The sequence below is a fragment of the Algoriphagus pacificus genome (genome assembly GCF_017254845.1).
Taxonomy (GTDB): Bacteria; Bacteroidota; Bacteroidia; order Cytophagales; family Cyclobacteriaceae; genus Algoriphagus; species Algoriphagus pacificus.
The window spans coordinates 331,823-345,835 of sequence record NZ_JAFKCU010000003.1; the positions used below are offsets into that span (position 1 = coordinate 331,823).

Annotated in this window: 14 protein-coding genes; 9 read left to right on the top strand and 5 right to left on the bottom strand. The window is 39.1% G+C overall.

The genetic code is table 11. The annotated features are described in order from the left end of the window. The first annotated feature begins 81 nt into the window (after nt 1-81). A complete protein-coding gene (locus tag J0A69_RS13955; protein ID WP_206587224.1) occupies nt 82-876 on the top strand; it encodes a M48 family metallopeptidase in 795 nt (264 codons plus the stop codon). 37 nt (nt 877-913) lie between these two features. Here J0A69_RS13955 and J0A69_RS13960 read toward each other — a convergent pair whose 3' ends face one another. Next, complete coding sequence (locus tag J0A69_RS13960; RefSeq protein WP_206587225.1) at nt 914-1,720, bottom strand: 3'-5' exonuclease; 807 nt, start codon at nt 1,718-1,720, stop codon at nt 914-916. A gap of 58 nt (nt 1,721-1,778) precedes the next feature. Further along, on the bottom strand, nt 1,779-3,134 hold the full coding sequence (locus J0A69_RS13965) for a UDP-N-acetylmuramate--L-alanine ligase (RefSeq protein ID WP_206587226.1): 1,356 nt from the start codon (nt 3,132-3,134) through the stop codon (nt 1,779-1,781). A gap of 139 nt (nt 3,135-3,273) precedes the next feature. On the opposite strand from J0A69_RS13965, the gene J0A69_RS13970 reads away from it, so the two are divergent. The 3 genes from J0A69_RS13970 (at nt 3,274) to J0A69_RS13980 (ending at nt 6,639) form a co-directional block, all read left to right on the top strand. After that, on the top strand, nt 3,274-3,957 hold the full coding sequence (locus tag J0A69_RS13970) for a lycopene cyclase domain-containing protein (RefSeq protein ID WP_206587227.1): 684 nt from the start codon (nt 3,274-3,276) through the stop codon (nt 3,955-3,957). A 102-nt stretch (nt 3,958-4,059) separates the two neighbouring features. Then, nucleotides 4,060-5,637 (top strand): replicative DNA helicase, encoded by a 1,578-nt coding sequence (gene dnaB / locus J0A69_RS13975; protein WP_206587228.1) that lies wholly within the window; start codon nt 4,060-4,062, stop codon nt 5,635-5,637. A 3-nt stretch (nt 5,638-5,640) separates the two neighbouring features. After that, nucleotides 5,641-6,639: a quinone oxidoreductase family protein gene (locus J0A69_RS13980; RefSeq protein ID WP_206587229.1), complete on the top strand. Its 999-nt coding sequence runs from the start codon at nt 5,641-5,643 to the stop codon at nt 6,637-6,639. On the opposite strand, the gene J0A69_RS13985 is transcribed toward J0A69_RS13980, so the two are convergent. Next, a complete protein-coding gene (locus J0A69_RS13985) occupies nt 6,636-7,121 on the bottom strand; it encodes a hypothetical protein (RefSeq protein WP_206587230.1) in 486 nt (161 codons plus the stop codon). The genes J0A69_RS13980 and J0A69_RS13985 overlap by 4 nt on opposite strands. An 89-nt stretch (nt 7,122-7,210) precedes the next feature. Here J0A69_RS13985 and J0A69_RS13990 point away from each other — a divergent pair, with 89 nt between their 5' ends. Next, nucleotides 7,211-8,383 (top strand): patatin-like phospholipase family protein, encoded by a 1,173-nt coding sequence (locus J0A69_RS13990; protein WP_206587231.1) that lies wholly within the window; start codon nt 7,211-7,213, stop codon nt 8,381-8,383. A gap of 2 nt (nt 8,384-8,385) precedes the next feature. Here the strand turns inward: J0A69_RS13990 and J0A69_RS13995 are convergent, their stop codons facing one another. After that, nucleotides 8,386-8,718, bottom strand: a complete 333-nt coding sequence (locus J0A69_RS13995; RefSeq protein ID WP_206587232.1) for a tetratricopeptide repeat protein — start codon at nt 8,716-8,718, stop codon at nt 8,386-8,388. 74 nt (nt 8,719-8,792) lie between these two features. Between J0A69_RS13995 and J0A69_RS14000 the strand changes: the two genes are divergently transcribed. The 4 genes from J0A69_RS14000 to J0A69_RS14015 all read left to right on the top strand — a co-directional run bounded on the left by J0A69_RS14000 (nt 8,793) and on the right by J0A69_RS14015 (nt 12,506). Beyond that, nucleotides 8,793-9,530 carry an electron transfer flavoprotein subunit beta/FixA family protein gene (locus J0A69_RS14000; protein ID WP_206587233.1) on the top strand — a complete coding sequence of 246 codons (738 nt, stop codon included), beginning with the start codon at nt 8,793-8,795 and terminating at the stop codon, nt 9,528-9,530. 35 nt (nt 9,531-9,565) lie between these two features. Then, nucleotides 9,566-10,534 (top strand): electron transfer flavoprotein subunit alpha/FixB family protein, encoded by a 969-nt coding sequence (locus J0A69_RS14005; RefSeq protein ID WP_206587234.1) that lies wholly within the window; start codon nt 9,566-9,568, stop codon nt 10,532-10,534. A gap of 5 nt (nt 10,535-10,539) precedes the next feature. After that, nucleotides 10,540-11,136: a bifunctional nuclease domain-containing protein gene (locus J0A69_RS14010; protein ID WP_206587235.1), complete on the top strand. Its 597-nt coding sequence runs from the start codon at nt 10,540-10,542 to the stop codon at nt 11,134-11,136. 83 nt (nt 11,137-11,219) lie between these two features. Next, a complete protein-coding gene (locus tag J0A69_RS14015; protein ID WP_206587236.1) occupies nt 11,220-12,506 on the top strand; it encodes a NupC/NupG family nucleoside CNT transporter in 1,287 nt (428 codons plus the stop codon). On the opposite strand, the gene J0A69_RS14020 is transcribed toward J0A69_RS14015, so the two are convergent. Beyond that, nucleotides 12,507-13,982, bottom strand: a complete 1,476-nt coding sequence (locus J0A69_RS14020; protein ID WP_206587237.1) for a M28 family peptidase — start codon at nt 13,980-13,982, stop codon at nt 12,507-12,509. Nucleotides 13,983-14,013: the final 31 nt, after the last annotated feature.

The window sequence follows — 14,013 nt, forward strand, 5'->3', positions numbered from 1 at the left end:
TTGTCTTCAAATTAGTAAAAATTGGACAGGAATTGATTTTGGTATTCTATTTGAAAATAGAAAAGAAAAACAACCAACAAAATGAAAAAACTAGCAATAATTTTTGGAATCGGAATGATTGCATACGCCTGTGCAAAAGTTCCTTTGACAGGCAGATCGCAACTGGCATTGGTTTCCAGTGAAGAAATTCAGCCTTTGGTAAATGAGCAATACGATCAGGTATTGAAAGAAAATAAAGTGGTAACAAATACGGCCGACGGGCAAAAAGTTCTCAAAGTGGGGAACAGGATGGCAAAAGCTGTTGAGGACTATTTGAGATCCCAAGGTTACGCAGATATAGCAGATAATTTCCAGTGGGAATTTAACCTTTTGCAAAGTGATCAAGTAAATGCTTGGTGTATGCCGGGAGGTAAAGTAGCCTTCTATACTGGTATCATGCCTATTACCCAAACAGAAACTGGGATTGCGGTAGTTATGGGCCATGAAATTGCTCATGCAGTTGCGGCGCATTCTAGAGAAAGAATGTCAAATGGTCTTCTTGCCAATTTTGGTGTAAGCGTATTATCCTCTGCCATCGGTCAGAATCCAACTTTAACACAGTCTATTTTTCTTCAGTCTGTAGGTATTGGTTCCGAACTAGGGATGTTGAGTTTCTCCAGAAAACACGAAACTGAAGCTGATGAATTGGGTCTTACTTTTATGGCATTAGCTGGATATGATCCAAGAGAAGCGCCGATTTTCTGGGAAAGAATGCAGGCTCAAAGTGGGGGACAAGCTCCACCAGAGTTCTTATCTACTCACCCGGATCCTAAGAATAGAATTAAAAAGCTAAATCAATGGATGCCTGAAGCCTTGAAATATTATAAAGGTCAATAAATAGAAAAACCCGGAACCTTAAATTCCGGGTTTCTTTTTATCTATTTGTGAAGCCTCTCAATTTCACTTGGGTTAATTTCCTTTTGGTATCTAATGGGAAATCTCCTCGCATCATCCAATCATAGTAGCCTGGTTCTTCCTTAAAAACCTGTTCGATAGGTTTTCCTTTGTGTTTACCGAAGTTAAAAACTTCTTCTCCTTGGCTATTAAAGACAAACCTACCTGCAAGATCAACCATTTTTTCATTGACCAGGTCATGGATTTTTTTCATGTCGTTTTCAAAAACTCCAAGCTTATTTCCTTGAAGATCAATAGCTTCTTCACCAACATATCGTTCTACTTGAGCTCTAAAAACATCAAGAGTTGCCAAAGTATCCGCTTCTGCACTATGCGCATTTTCAAGGGTTTTGCCACAGTAAAATTTATAGGCTGCTGTCAGATTTCTCTTTTCCATCAAATGAAAAATCTTTTGGGCATCGAGCAGGTTTCTTTTGTCAAGGTCAAATTCGATTCCTGCTCTAAGGAATTCTTCCACTAGAAGAGGGATGTCATATTTCAATACATTAAAACCAGAAAGGTCGGATTGGCCGATAAACTGGAAAACTTCCTTCGAAATATCCTTGAATGAGGGTTCGTTTTTTACATCCTTATCATAAAGTCCATGGATCAGGGATGCTTCTAGAGGAATCGGTACTCCTGGATTTACTCGTCGTGTATAGATTTCTTGACCACCATCGATATTGAGTTTGACTATGGAAATTTCTACAATTCTATCTGTGGAAATATTGGTTCCAGTGGCTTCCAAATCAAAAAATGCAATGGAATTTCTGAGATTTAATTTCATTTCTTAGGGTTTTACGTTGACTCACCGAAAAAATTCCGACAAGAAAATCTTTTATAAGTTAATTGAATTTTGCTTTCAATTCATCCAAATCCATGTTGTCGTAATTCCCGGAGGACATTAACAATAAGTTGGTTTTGGAGTAATCCTGTGAAAGCAAAAACTTTTTAAGCTCTGAACTATCAGTGAATAATATCAAATCAGAACGCTTGAAGCCATTTCTCAAGGTTTCCTCATCCATTAATTCAAGCTTTTTCAAAGCTGCAGCATGAGGGTTTAAATAGATTACGGCGATATCCGCAGCATCCATGGAACCTTCATAATTTGGTAAAAACTCTTTATTCAAGGAAGAGTAGGTGTGAAGCTCTTGAACAGCAATCAAGGTTCTTTCAGGAAACTGAGCTTTAACAGCATTTGCCGTTGCCATTAGTTTAGAAGGGGCATGAGCAAAATCCCTATATAGAGCTGAATTGTCATTACTGGCCATTAACTCCTGCCTTTTTGCAGCTCCTTTAAATTTACTGATAGAATCATAAAACTGTGCTGCCGTCAATCCCAAAGACAAGCAGATGTACATGGCACCTTGGAGATTCTGAAGGTTATGCTCTCCAAAGATCTGAATAGGAATCAGGCCGTTTTCAGTTTTCAGGAAGGTTTTACCATTTTCTATGATCGCAGGATGTGCCTTATATGGAGTTTTGACAGCTTCAATTTCCACTTGCTCTGCCGCTTGTTTTACTAGCTTATCTGCTTCGCAATAGATCAATTCTCCAGACTCAGGAGTAGTTTCCATAAAAAGCCTGAATTGCTCTTTGTATTCATTGAAATCAGGAAAAACATTGTAATGGTCCCAAGCAATACCGCTAACCAGAGCAATGTCATGCTTGTAATGGAAGAATTTAGGTGTCCTGTCTATTGGAGAAGTCAAATATTCATCGCCTTCAATAATAATAATTGGAGCATCAGATAGCCTAACCATGAGATTAAATCCTTCGATTTGAGCTCCAACTAAGTAATCGAAATCAACTTTCTGATCCTTTAAAACATGCAAAATGATCGAGGTAATAGATGTTTTTCCATGGGAACCGGCTATTACTACTCGTTTTTTATCTTTGCTTTGATTGTAAATGAATTCAGGAAATGAATAGACTGGAATTCCGAGTTCTTGGGCTTTTTGAAGTTCGGGATTGTCAATTCTTGCATGCATTCCCAAGATAATTCCATCTAGCTCTGAAGTGATTTTTTCTGGAAACCAACCATAGGCTTTCGGTAAAATTCCAGCTTTTTCTAGCCTTGTTCTTGATGGTTCGTAAATCTCGTCATCTGATCCTGTCACCTGATATCCTTTTTCTACTAAGGCTAGTGCTAGGTTATGCATGACTGCTCCACCTACAGCGATGAAATGATATTTTTTCATATAAGTTGGTTTCTTTAGCTTTCTTTGGATTTTCAAACTTAAAAATAAAAGTCGGGTGCTGAGGACTTAACGATTCAATATTCGAACAATTTTTTGAGGCTCCTACATTTTAGCTAATTTCATATCCGATTTTCGTTTTATGATTCCAGATAAATACGCCTACCTCAGTCTTGCCATGATGTACATGATCGTCTGGGGAATTGTATTTTGGAAAAATCCTTGGAAAAAGGGCATGATCAAAGTTGGTGTAGCAGGGGGAATGATGGGAATGATTGCTGAATTATGGTATTTCAGAGATTATTGGAGGCCACCGACAATCTTCGGCACCGGTATAATAGGCATTGAGGATTATATTATTGGTTTCGCACTATTTGGCGTAGGAGGGTATATTTATTCATCTTTTACCAAAAGAGAAATAGATCAAAGCAGGCAGTCCAAAGCAGTTAACAGGCAGTTTTTCTTCATGTTTGTATTGGCTTGTTTCAGCTTGACCGTTTTCAGTGTTGGACTTGGGATTCATTCTGGCTATGTGACTTTTCTGATCTTCTTAGTTCTATCCATTTATATTTGGTTCAAAAGACCAGACCTCATTGGTCAATCAATAATTTCGGCCTTTGCCATGCTAGCCATTTCTTTTGTTATTTATTACATCAATTTCAACATCCTTTTCCCTCATTTCTGGGATACCTATGGCATGCTGGATGTTCCTGTTTTAGGAATGAAAGTCTTCAATATTCCCTTTTCTGAAATGCTATGGCACTTTTCCTGGGCCATGCTTTGCAGTATGTTCAGGGGTTTTAGAAATGGGGTGTACTATAAATAATCTGAATTAAACCCAAGGCTTGATTTTTGCTTCTTATTAATGTTGATAAGTATGGCAAAACTTGTTTAAAACTCATGGTCGGAAGACCATACATTTGTTAATATGACTGAGAAAAGTAGCAATCCCCGAATTACCCGAAAACCTGGCGTCTCTAATGTTCCCAATATGTTGGGAAAAATGCCTCCTCAGGCAGTAGATCTTGAGGAAGCAGTTTTAGGTGCTTTAATGCTTGAGAAAGATGCTTTGACTAATGTCATTGATATTTTGAAAGTGGAGAGTTTTTACAAGGACTCTCATCAGGTTATTTTTCAGGCTATTCTGGATTTGTTTACAGATAGTCAACCGATTGATTTGTTGACCGTCACCAATCAACTTCGTAGAAATGGGACTTTGGAGATTGCAGGTGGAGCGTTTTATGTCACAGAGCTTACCTCTAAAGTTGCTTCTGCAGCTAATATTGAGTATCACGCCAGAATTATCACTGAGCAATCCATTAAGCGTGAGATGATCCGAATTTCTTCTGAAATACAAAAGGATGCTTACGAGGATACTACCGATGTTTTTGAGCTCTTGGATAAAATGGAGCAGTCACTTTTTGAAATTTCTGAAAAGAATATCAGAAAGAATTATTCCGACATGAAATCCATCATGAGGGAAGCTATCATTGAACTTGAGTCAAGAAGAGATCAGAAAGATGGTTTGACAGGTGTTCCATCAGGATTTACTGCTTTGGATAGAGTTACTTCCGGTTGGCAAAAATCTGATTTGGTGATCATTGCAGCACGTCCTGCGATGGGTAAAACAGCTTTCGTTTTGTCTGTATTGAGAAATGCAGCTGTGGATCATAATAAGCCAGTTGCCATTTTCTCTCTGGAAATGTCCTCTGTTCAGTTGGTTAATCGTTTGATCAGTTCGGAAGCAGAATTGGATTCGGAGAAAATCAAAAAAGGATCCTTGGAAGATCACGAATGGGCTCAGCTTGTACATAAAACAGCTAAGTTGTCTAAAGCTCCTTTGTTTGTGGATGATACGCCTGCTTTGTCAATTCTGGAACTTAGAGCTAAGTGTAGAAAGCTTAAAGCACAGCACGACATTCAAATGATTGTAATTGATTACTTGCAGTTGATGTCAGGTGATTCCAAAGGAGGAGGCGGCGGAAACCGTGAACAGGAAATTGCAAGTATTTCCCGTGCCTTGAAGAAAATCGCAAAAGAATTGAGCGTTCCAGTCATTGCACTTTCGCAGCTTTCCAGAGCGGTAGAAACAAGGGGTGGAGATAAGCGTCCTCAATTATCCGATTTGAGGGAATCTGGAGCCATCGAGCAAGATGCTGATATGGTTATGTTCCTTTACCGACCAGAATATTATGGAATCACAGAAGATGAGGAGCATAATTCTACCCAAGGAGTTGGGGAAGTGATTATCGCAAAACATAGAAATGGTTCTTTGGATACTGTAAAACTTCGATTTATCGGACGTTATACAAAGTTCCAGGATTTGGATCATTTTGGATCACCAGCCATGAACCAACCAGTTTACGCATCTAATTTCTCCAAGCAATCCTCTGGTGTTTCTTCCTTTGATGCGGGACAAACTGTGAAAATGCAAAGCAAGGCTAATAATGATTTTGATGACACCGATGATCTTTTGAATCGTCCTAATTCCCCTGTAGATTTTTAAGTTATGAAAGCTGTTACTCTTAATTTTACCACATCTTCTAAATTGAAATTAGAGGATGTGCCTGTTAGGCCTTTGGAAAATGGTGAAGTCTTGGTGGCAATCAAAGCAGCAGCTCTGAACCATCGCGATGAATGGTGTCGTCAAGGTCTTTATCCAAATATCAACGAAGGAGTAATTCTAGGTTCTGATGGATCAGGTATTGTTGAAGAAGTTGCTGAAGGAATTGATTTAGGGTGGATAGGAAAAGAAGTAATCATCAATCCAGCTATCAACTGGGGTGAAGATCAAAAAGTGCAAAGTAAGGATTTCCAGATTCTTGGAATGCCGAGGAATGGGACTTTAGCAGAGAAAGTAATTGTATCTGTAGATAGGCTTCATCTAAAGCCAAAGCATTTATCTTTTGAAGAAGCTGGAGCTTTGCCTTTGGCAGGGTTGACAGCTTTTAGAGCTTTATTCTATCAAGGTCAATTAAAATCCAATGAAAAAGTCCTGATTACAGGTTTCGGAGGAGGAGTAGCTCAGTTTGCTTTTCAGTTTGCAAAAGCTGCAGGAGCGAAAGTTTATGCAAGTAGCAGTAGTGAAGAAAAACGAAATGTGGCTAAAGAACTTGGCGCAATTTCGGTCTACGATTATACAAAAGAGGATTGGGTTGAAAATGCTCTTAAAGAAAGCGAGGGCTTCGATTTAATTATTGATTCTGCTGCTGGAGATGCTTTAAATAATCTTATCAATGTGGTAAAACCGGGAGGAAAGATTGTTTTCTATGGTGCTACAAGAGGTAATCCTTCAACTTTGATCGCTAGAAAAGTCTTTTGGAATCAGATTAAAATCATAGGAACTACCATGGGATCTGATCAAGATTTTGAGGAGATGGTTTCTTTTATAAAAGATCATGAAATCAAACCAATCATTGATCATGTTTTTACTTTTGAGCAGGCAGAAGAAGCGTTTGATCGGATGAAAGCTGGGAAGCAGTTAGGGAAGATAGTTTTGACTCCTTAGACTTTTTCATAAGTCTCAAAGAATTCCTTTTTAGCAATCCTGTAGATTTCATTTTTTTCTGGTGGAGTGACTAAAAAATCATTGACACGAAGCAGAGTTAGCTCGTTCCAAGGAGCCTCAAATTCCATGCAGTCTGTTTTTCCAAAAAAGGCCAAATCATCAGCATTGATTTCTATTGCTGTTATTTTACCGATTGGTTGATAGCATCCCCAACCTTTCTCAAGAGATTGGATCAACTTGTATTTTTTCTCAAAGACTTCAGGTTTTACTAGGTATTGTTCTGAGGAGGAAGTTTGATTTTCAACCAACCAATCTCCAGCTTTTGCAGTGTTTTTCGTTTCATCCCCATCATTTGTTCGAGTGATGATCAAAGTCCCTGGAACAGCCTTTCTTGCCTTGATGAGGCTCTTCTTTTGATAGGTAACCCCCTTATTTTCAAGGATTGGTAAAAAATGTTTTAACATTTCTTGCTGAGAAATCATAGGAAAAATCGCTTTGATTGAATGTCCAAGCACTCAATTTAGTAAATTGATGAACAAATCTTTTCTTAAGCTCCTTAAAAACAATTTTTATGAAAACGCTTGCACAAAAACTTGAACCAGTTGGTCCCAAAAGAATCCTTGCTTTAGACGGGGGAGGTATCAGAGGAGCACTTTCTTTAGGCTATCTGAAACATCTGGAAGAGCTCCTTAGAAAGCAGCATCAAAATGAAAAGCTCTTACTTTCGGATTACTTTGATATGATTGGTGGTACCAGTACAGGCTCCATCATTGCTGCCGCCTTGGCGATTGGGATGTCTGTGGATGAGATCAAGCAAAAGTATTTCGAGTTGGGCACTAAGATTTTTGGAAAGAAGTATAAATGGTACAAGATTTTCGAAATTGATGATCTTTTCAAAGCTAAATACGATGATAAAGCCTTGGTGCAAGAGCTTCAAAATGTATTTGGCGATACTCTTTTGGGAGATCAGGAAAAGATAAAAACCGCTTTAGTGATTGTAGCGAAAAGAGCCGATACAAACAGTGTCTGGCCTTTGAATAACCATCCAATGGGTAAGTTTTATGATACAGGGGATGGGGATAATAAGAATTTGCCTATCTGGAAATGTGTAAGAGCCAGTGCTGCTGCTCCCACCTATTTTTTGCCTCAATCCATCGAGGTGGGAGGAGATAATGGTTTTGCCGCATTTGTAGATGGAGGGGTGAGCATGGCAAATAATCCTTCACTCCAGATGCTGATGGTGGCTACGCTTAAAGGATTTCCTTATCGATGGCCTATGGGAGAGGATAATTTAATGGTTGTTTCTGTGGGAACAGGCATGACGAAATGGAAAAAGCTACCTCAAAAAATCAGTAAAAGCCATTTGCTCAACTGGGCTTCGAATCTTCCTGATATGTTTATGCAGGATGCGAGCTGGCATAATCAGCTGATCATGCAGTGGCTTTCAAATTCTCAAACGGGTTTTGAAATAGATAGGGAAGTGGGCATTTTGGATGAGGATATACTATCTGATGATCCTAATCGGAAAAAGGGGTTGATCACCTATTTGCGTTACAATGTGTTTTTGGATGTAGATGAAATGAACAGGAGATTTAATCCAACAAAACCTTATACACAATCTGAAATCGACAACTTGGCAGCGATGGACAATGCTAAAAATTGCCAGAAATTATATGATTTGGGTTTTGCTGCTGGGGCTCAGGAAGTCTTGGCAAGTCATCTTCCAGCACAATTTAAAATTTGATCCTAGTCAAAATCGTTCTCGAATAAAAAGTTTTGGTAAGCGTTTTTCAATTCTTTTAAGGCTTTTAATTCTTGCTGGGATTCTGCCAAAATCAACCCATTTTCGAAGGTTTTTTTAGCTTTTTCAATCTCATTGTTTTCAGCAAAAAACTGCGCTGCCGTGTAATAGGTTGGTAAATAGGAGCTAAAGTCCTTTAAAAGTAAGTCAAATAACGAGGCAGCTTTTGGGGCATCAACTTCTAGGTACTCCAGTGCCAAAGCATACCAGTTAAAAGGGTTTTCCGGCTCTTCTTTGGTGAAGCCTTTTAATAGCTCCATTCGATCTAAATTGCCCATGAATAGTTTTTTTAATTAGCTCCTTACTGTTAATTTCACACGAAATAAATCTAAAATAATCTAATTCTAAACCAATGAAGATTCTTGTTTGTATCACACACGTTCCAGATACGACCTCTAAGATTCAGTTTACTGCCGATAATACCAAGTTTGATTCCACAGGTGTTCAATTTATAATTGGACCTTACGATGACTATGCTTTGGCAAGAGCTGTTGAATTAAGAGACCAGACTGGTGGAAAACTAACAGTGCTAAATGTAGGAGAAGCTGAAACTGAACCTACTTTGAGAAAAGCTCTAGCAATAGGCGCCGACGAAGCCATCCGTGTTAATTCTTTCCCTAAAGATTCATTTTTTGTAGCAAAACAAATTGCACATTATGCCAAAGAAGGATCTTATGATCTGATTTTGATGGGAAGAGAATCTATTGATTTCAATGGAGGAATGGTTCACGGAATGGTAGGTGAATTATTGGATATGCCTTCTTTCTCTCCTGTGATGAAACTGGATGTGGATGGCACGACTGTAAAAATGGCCCGTGAAATCGAAGGAGGAAAAGAGATGTTGGAAGCTAGTTTGCCATTGATTGCAGGTTGTCAGGAACCGATAGCAGAATGGAAAATTCCAAATATGAGAGGTATCATGTCTGCCAGAACAAAACCTTTGAACGTGGTGGAAGCAGTTTCTTCAGAAACACAAGCTGCTGCTACTTCTTATGAGCTCCCTCCAGCTAAAGGAGCTGTTAAATTAATTGATAAGGATAATGTAGGTGAGTTGGTAAAACTCCTTAAAAATGAAGCAAAAGTGCTTTAATTAATTATCATTAAAAATTTATAAATCAAGATATTATGTCGATTTTAGTATATATAGAACAGTCAGAGGGAAAGATCAAGAAAACAGGATTGGAGGTAGTTTCATTCGCGAGTGCCTTGGCTGCAAAAACCGGTGAAGGGGATGTAGTTGCTGTGGCATTGGGTACCATTTCAAATGATGAATTAGCGGCAGTAGGTTCTGCAGGAGCTAGTAAAGTTTTGCATTGTTCAGATGCGCGATTGGATGCAGGTGTTATTTTGGCACATGCTTCGGCAATTGCTCAGGCATTTGCAAAAGTGGGCTCAAAGACCTTAATTATGGCTAAGTCTTCTTTAGGTGATGCCGTTGCAGCTAGACTGGCAGTCAAACTGAATGCAGGTTTGGTATCCAACGTTGTCGAACTTCCAAATACTGACTCAGGATTTAAAGTTAAGAGAAGCATTTTCACAGGAAAGGCATTTGCTGAAACAGAACTGACTACTGAAAACAAGATTCTTGCTATTAAAAAGAATTCTGTTGATCTAAAAACAGATGGTGGTTCTGCTGCGGTTGAATCTTTAGAGGTGACACTTTCTGAAAGCGATTTTAATTCAAAAATCACAGCTACTGAAAGAGCAACAGGTGAAGTACTACTACCTGAAGCAGATATTGTAGTTTCTGGTGGTCGAGGCATGAAAGGCCCTGAAAACTGGGGAATGCTGGAAGAAATGGCTAAAACACTAGGTGCAGCTACTGGCTGTTCAAAACCTGTTTCTGACATCGGTTGGAGACCTCATCATGAGCACGTAGGACAAACAGGTGTAAAAGTAGCCCCAAGTTTATACATAGCAATAGGAATTTCAGGCGCGATTCAACATCTTGCAGGTGTTAATTCTTCGAAGTGTATCGTTGTGATAAATAAAGACCCTGAAGCGCCATTCTTTAAGGCAGCGGACTATGGGATTGTTGGAGATGCTTTCGAAGTTGTACCTAAATTGACTGAAGCATTAAAAGCTGAATTATAATTTTTGTGGAAAAACTAGTTGAACTGGAAATTTTAGGTTTGTCATCAAACCATTCACAATCAGGGTCTTTTACTCTGGTGATGGGAGAGGTTGAAGGGAGTAGAAGATTGCCAATTGTGATAGGAATGTTTGAAGCTCAGGCGATTGCTATTGAGATTGAAAAGATTATACCCAATCGCCCGATGACTCATGACTTATTTAAGTCTTTTGCAAATAGCTTTAATTTTGAAATTGACAAGATTGTCATTTCAGACATGAAAGAAGGTGTTTTCTATGCCAAAATCCATTGTCATAATGAGAGTTCTGAAGTGGAGATAGATTCCAGACCTTCAGATGCTATAGCTATTGCGGTAAGATTTGATTCTCCGGTTTTCTGTTCAGAGAAAGTGATGTCTGAGGCTTCCATTGAATTTTCCGAAGAGGAAAAGAAAGAGGAAAAATCGACATCTAAGCCTGCCACTCAAAAAATCAGCTCTAAAAAGGAAAATTCATTGAAAGATTTCAGTTTGGATAAACTGAACCAGATGCTGGATAAAGCCATCAACAATGAAGATTACGAAAAAGCAGCCCGAATAAGGGACGAAATCAACAAAAGAAATTGATTCTTACAAAGCCTGGAGCTATCCAGGCTTTTTTCTTGATCTTGACTTAGCTATTTTTAGCCTTTCTAATTAAAAATTAATTCATGGATTATTTGCGGGGTGTCTTAGGGCTTGCTGTCATCGTGATGATAGCTTTTCTTTTTTCAAACAGTAAGAAAAGAATTGACTGGAGACTTGTAGGAATCGGGATTGCCCTTCAACTGGTTTTTGGATTTTTGATTACCAAAGTGCCCTTAGTAGCTCAGGGTTTTGCTGTTCTCAGTGAAGCCTTTGTTAAATTTTTAAGCTTTAGCCGAGACGGTGCAGCTTTCATTTTTGGAGATCTGGCAGGAGACAGCTTTGGGTTTATTTTCGCCTTTCAGGTATTGCCTACCATTATTTTCTTTTCTACGGTTTCAGCAGGCTTGTATTACTTAGGAGTCCTTCAAAAGATTGTTTTTGGAATCGCATGGGTCATGGCTCGAACGATGCGACTTTCGGGCCCAGAAAGCCTTTCTGCCGCTGGGAATATATTTTTGGGTCAAACAGAAGCTCCGCTTTTGGTTAGACCATTTATTCCTCAAATGAGTAAATCTGAGTTGATGTGCTTGATGACTGGAGGAATGGCTACTATCGCTGGTGGAGTACTAGCAGGATATGTGGCATTTTTGGGAGGAGATAGCTTAGAGGAGCAAAGTAAGTTTGCAGCCTATTTGCTTGGTGCAAGTATCATGAATGCTCCAGCTGCGATTGTGATGTCAAAGATGTTTGTACCCGAGGTAGAAAAAGAAACCAAACAGGATAAGCTGGAAGTGAATGAGGAAGCAATGGGAGTAAACTTGATTGATGCCATGTCAATTGGAGCTTCAGAAGGTCTAAAATTAGCTCTAAACGTTGGAGCAATGTTATTGGCGTTTATTGCAGTGATCGCGGCGGTTAATTATGTCTTGAGCGGATTGATCGGAGAATATACTGGTTTGAATTCTTTTGTGGTTTCCAGTACTGGTGGTCAGTTCCAAGGCTTTTCATTAGAATATCTATTTGGCCAGGTTTTCAGGGTCTTTGCTTGGGTGATCGGAGTGGAATGGACTTATACCTTGCAAGTAGGTAGTTTATTGGGACAAAAGACTGTAATCAATGAATTCGTAGCCTATTTAAGTCTATCTGAGATGAAGGAATTGGGAACACTTAGTCCCAAATCTATCGTGATAGCGACTTACGCACTTTGTGGATTTTCAAACTTCAGCTCCATTGCTATCCAATTAGGAGGAATCAGTATCATTGCTCCCAATCAACAAGGAAACCTGAGCCGATTAGGACTCAGGTCTCTTTTAGCTGCCTCTCTGGCCTGTTTAATGACAGCAACTATTGCTGGAATGCTATTCGGTTAATTATTTTATCCCATACAAGGATTTTCCAACTCCTTCATATTTGTCACCTGGAACCCAAAAAGGTTTCTCGGACATGTTAGCTATTTTTTGGGCTGCCAAAATATAGGCTTTCCAATATTTAACTGCGTAATCCAAATCGAATGATTCAACGCTATCCGCCTGTTTGTGGTAGTACTTGTTTATTTCATCATCAAAAGCAGTAAATCCCAAACTAAACGTTGGAGCAGGTACACCGTGCTTTGCAAAGCTTACATTGTCAGATCTATCGTACAAACCCTGTTCAGGAGCTGGATCTGAGATAGCTTTCAAACCAATTTCAGAAACTGCCTCTGAGATTAGATTATCTGCTGTGGTTCTTCCTAAACCAATTACCGTGATGATAGAAGTGTCATTATAACCACCATTATCAATGTTCAAATTGAAAATGATGTCTTTCAAAGGAATAAGTGGATTAGAAGCAAAATAGGCACTTCCTAATAATCCTTTTTCTTCTGCTGTCCATGCAGCCAATAGAATAGATCTTTTTGGAGGGTTTTCAGCAAAATATTTTGCTGCATTGATCACAGCAACTGTTCCAACAGCATTGTCTCTGGCTCCATTGAAAATGGAATCTCCATTGGCATCTGGCTCACCAACTCCCACATGATCATAGTGGGCAGAAAGCAACACAAATTCATTCTTAAGGGCAGGATCTGTTCCTTCTATCCAGGCAACAACATTTTTACCTTCAATTGCCTGATTGGTTTTCTTTTGAATTTTAAAGCGGGCTTCATCCATTTCACCTTTTGCCATTTCTGACTTGATGGAATTTTTAGAGTCTTTCACCCAGATATACGGTAAATCTCCTGCTTCTCCTTGATCAATTGTCAATTGGGTTCTGTTTAAGAAACGGGAAACCAATTGCCAAGGAACGGATGGGATATTGAACATTTCAACAAGACCTACTGCACCGTTTTCTTTGGCAAGTTTGATTTTCTCAGCGCCTAATGAAAACAAGGCTGCTGGACTCATTTGATCCGGTGCACCTACATTAGATACTGCTATTTTTCCTTTTAAATCTTTGCCTTCATAATCCGCTTCCAGACCAAAACCTACATCTACGAGCTCATAGGATCCCTCGAGGTCTGGACCACTTAGTACCAAAAGGGTTTCTCCTTGCTCATAAGTTTGACCGTCTATGACTATCTCTCCGGTTTTAGGAGGGGTAGACATCATAAATGGAATTAATTGATAATATCCGGTTGCTCCTGGTACTTGCTTCGCTCCATATTTCTCAAATTCTGAAGCAATGTAACTTGCAGCCATTTCGATTTCGGGACGGATAGGGTCTCTTCCTTTTAGTTCATCAGATGCCAAATAGCTAAAATGAGAAATGGCCTCTTCTCTGTTAAACTTGTTTTCTATATCTGTCGATTGGGCGATAGCGAGTTTGCCTATTGCTAAAAGCATACTCAAGCTGAGGGTAATTTTTTTCATAGGGTTATTGATTTCCTTTCTAAAGTAAATG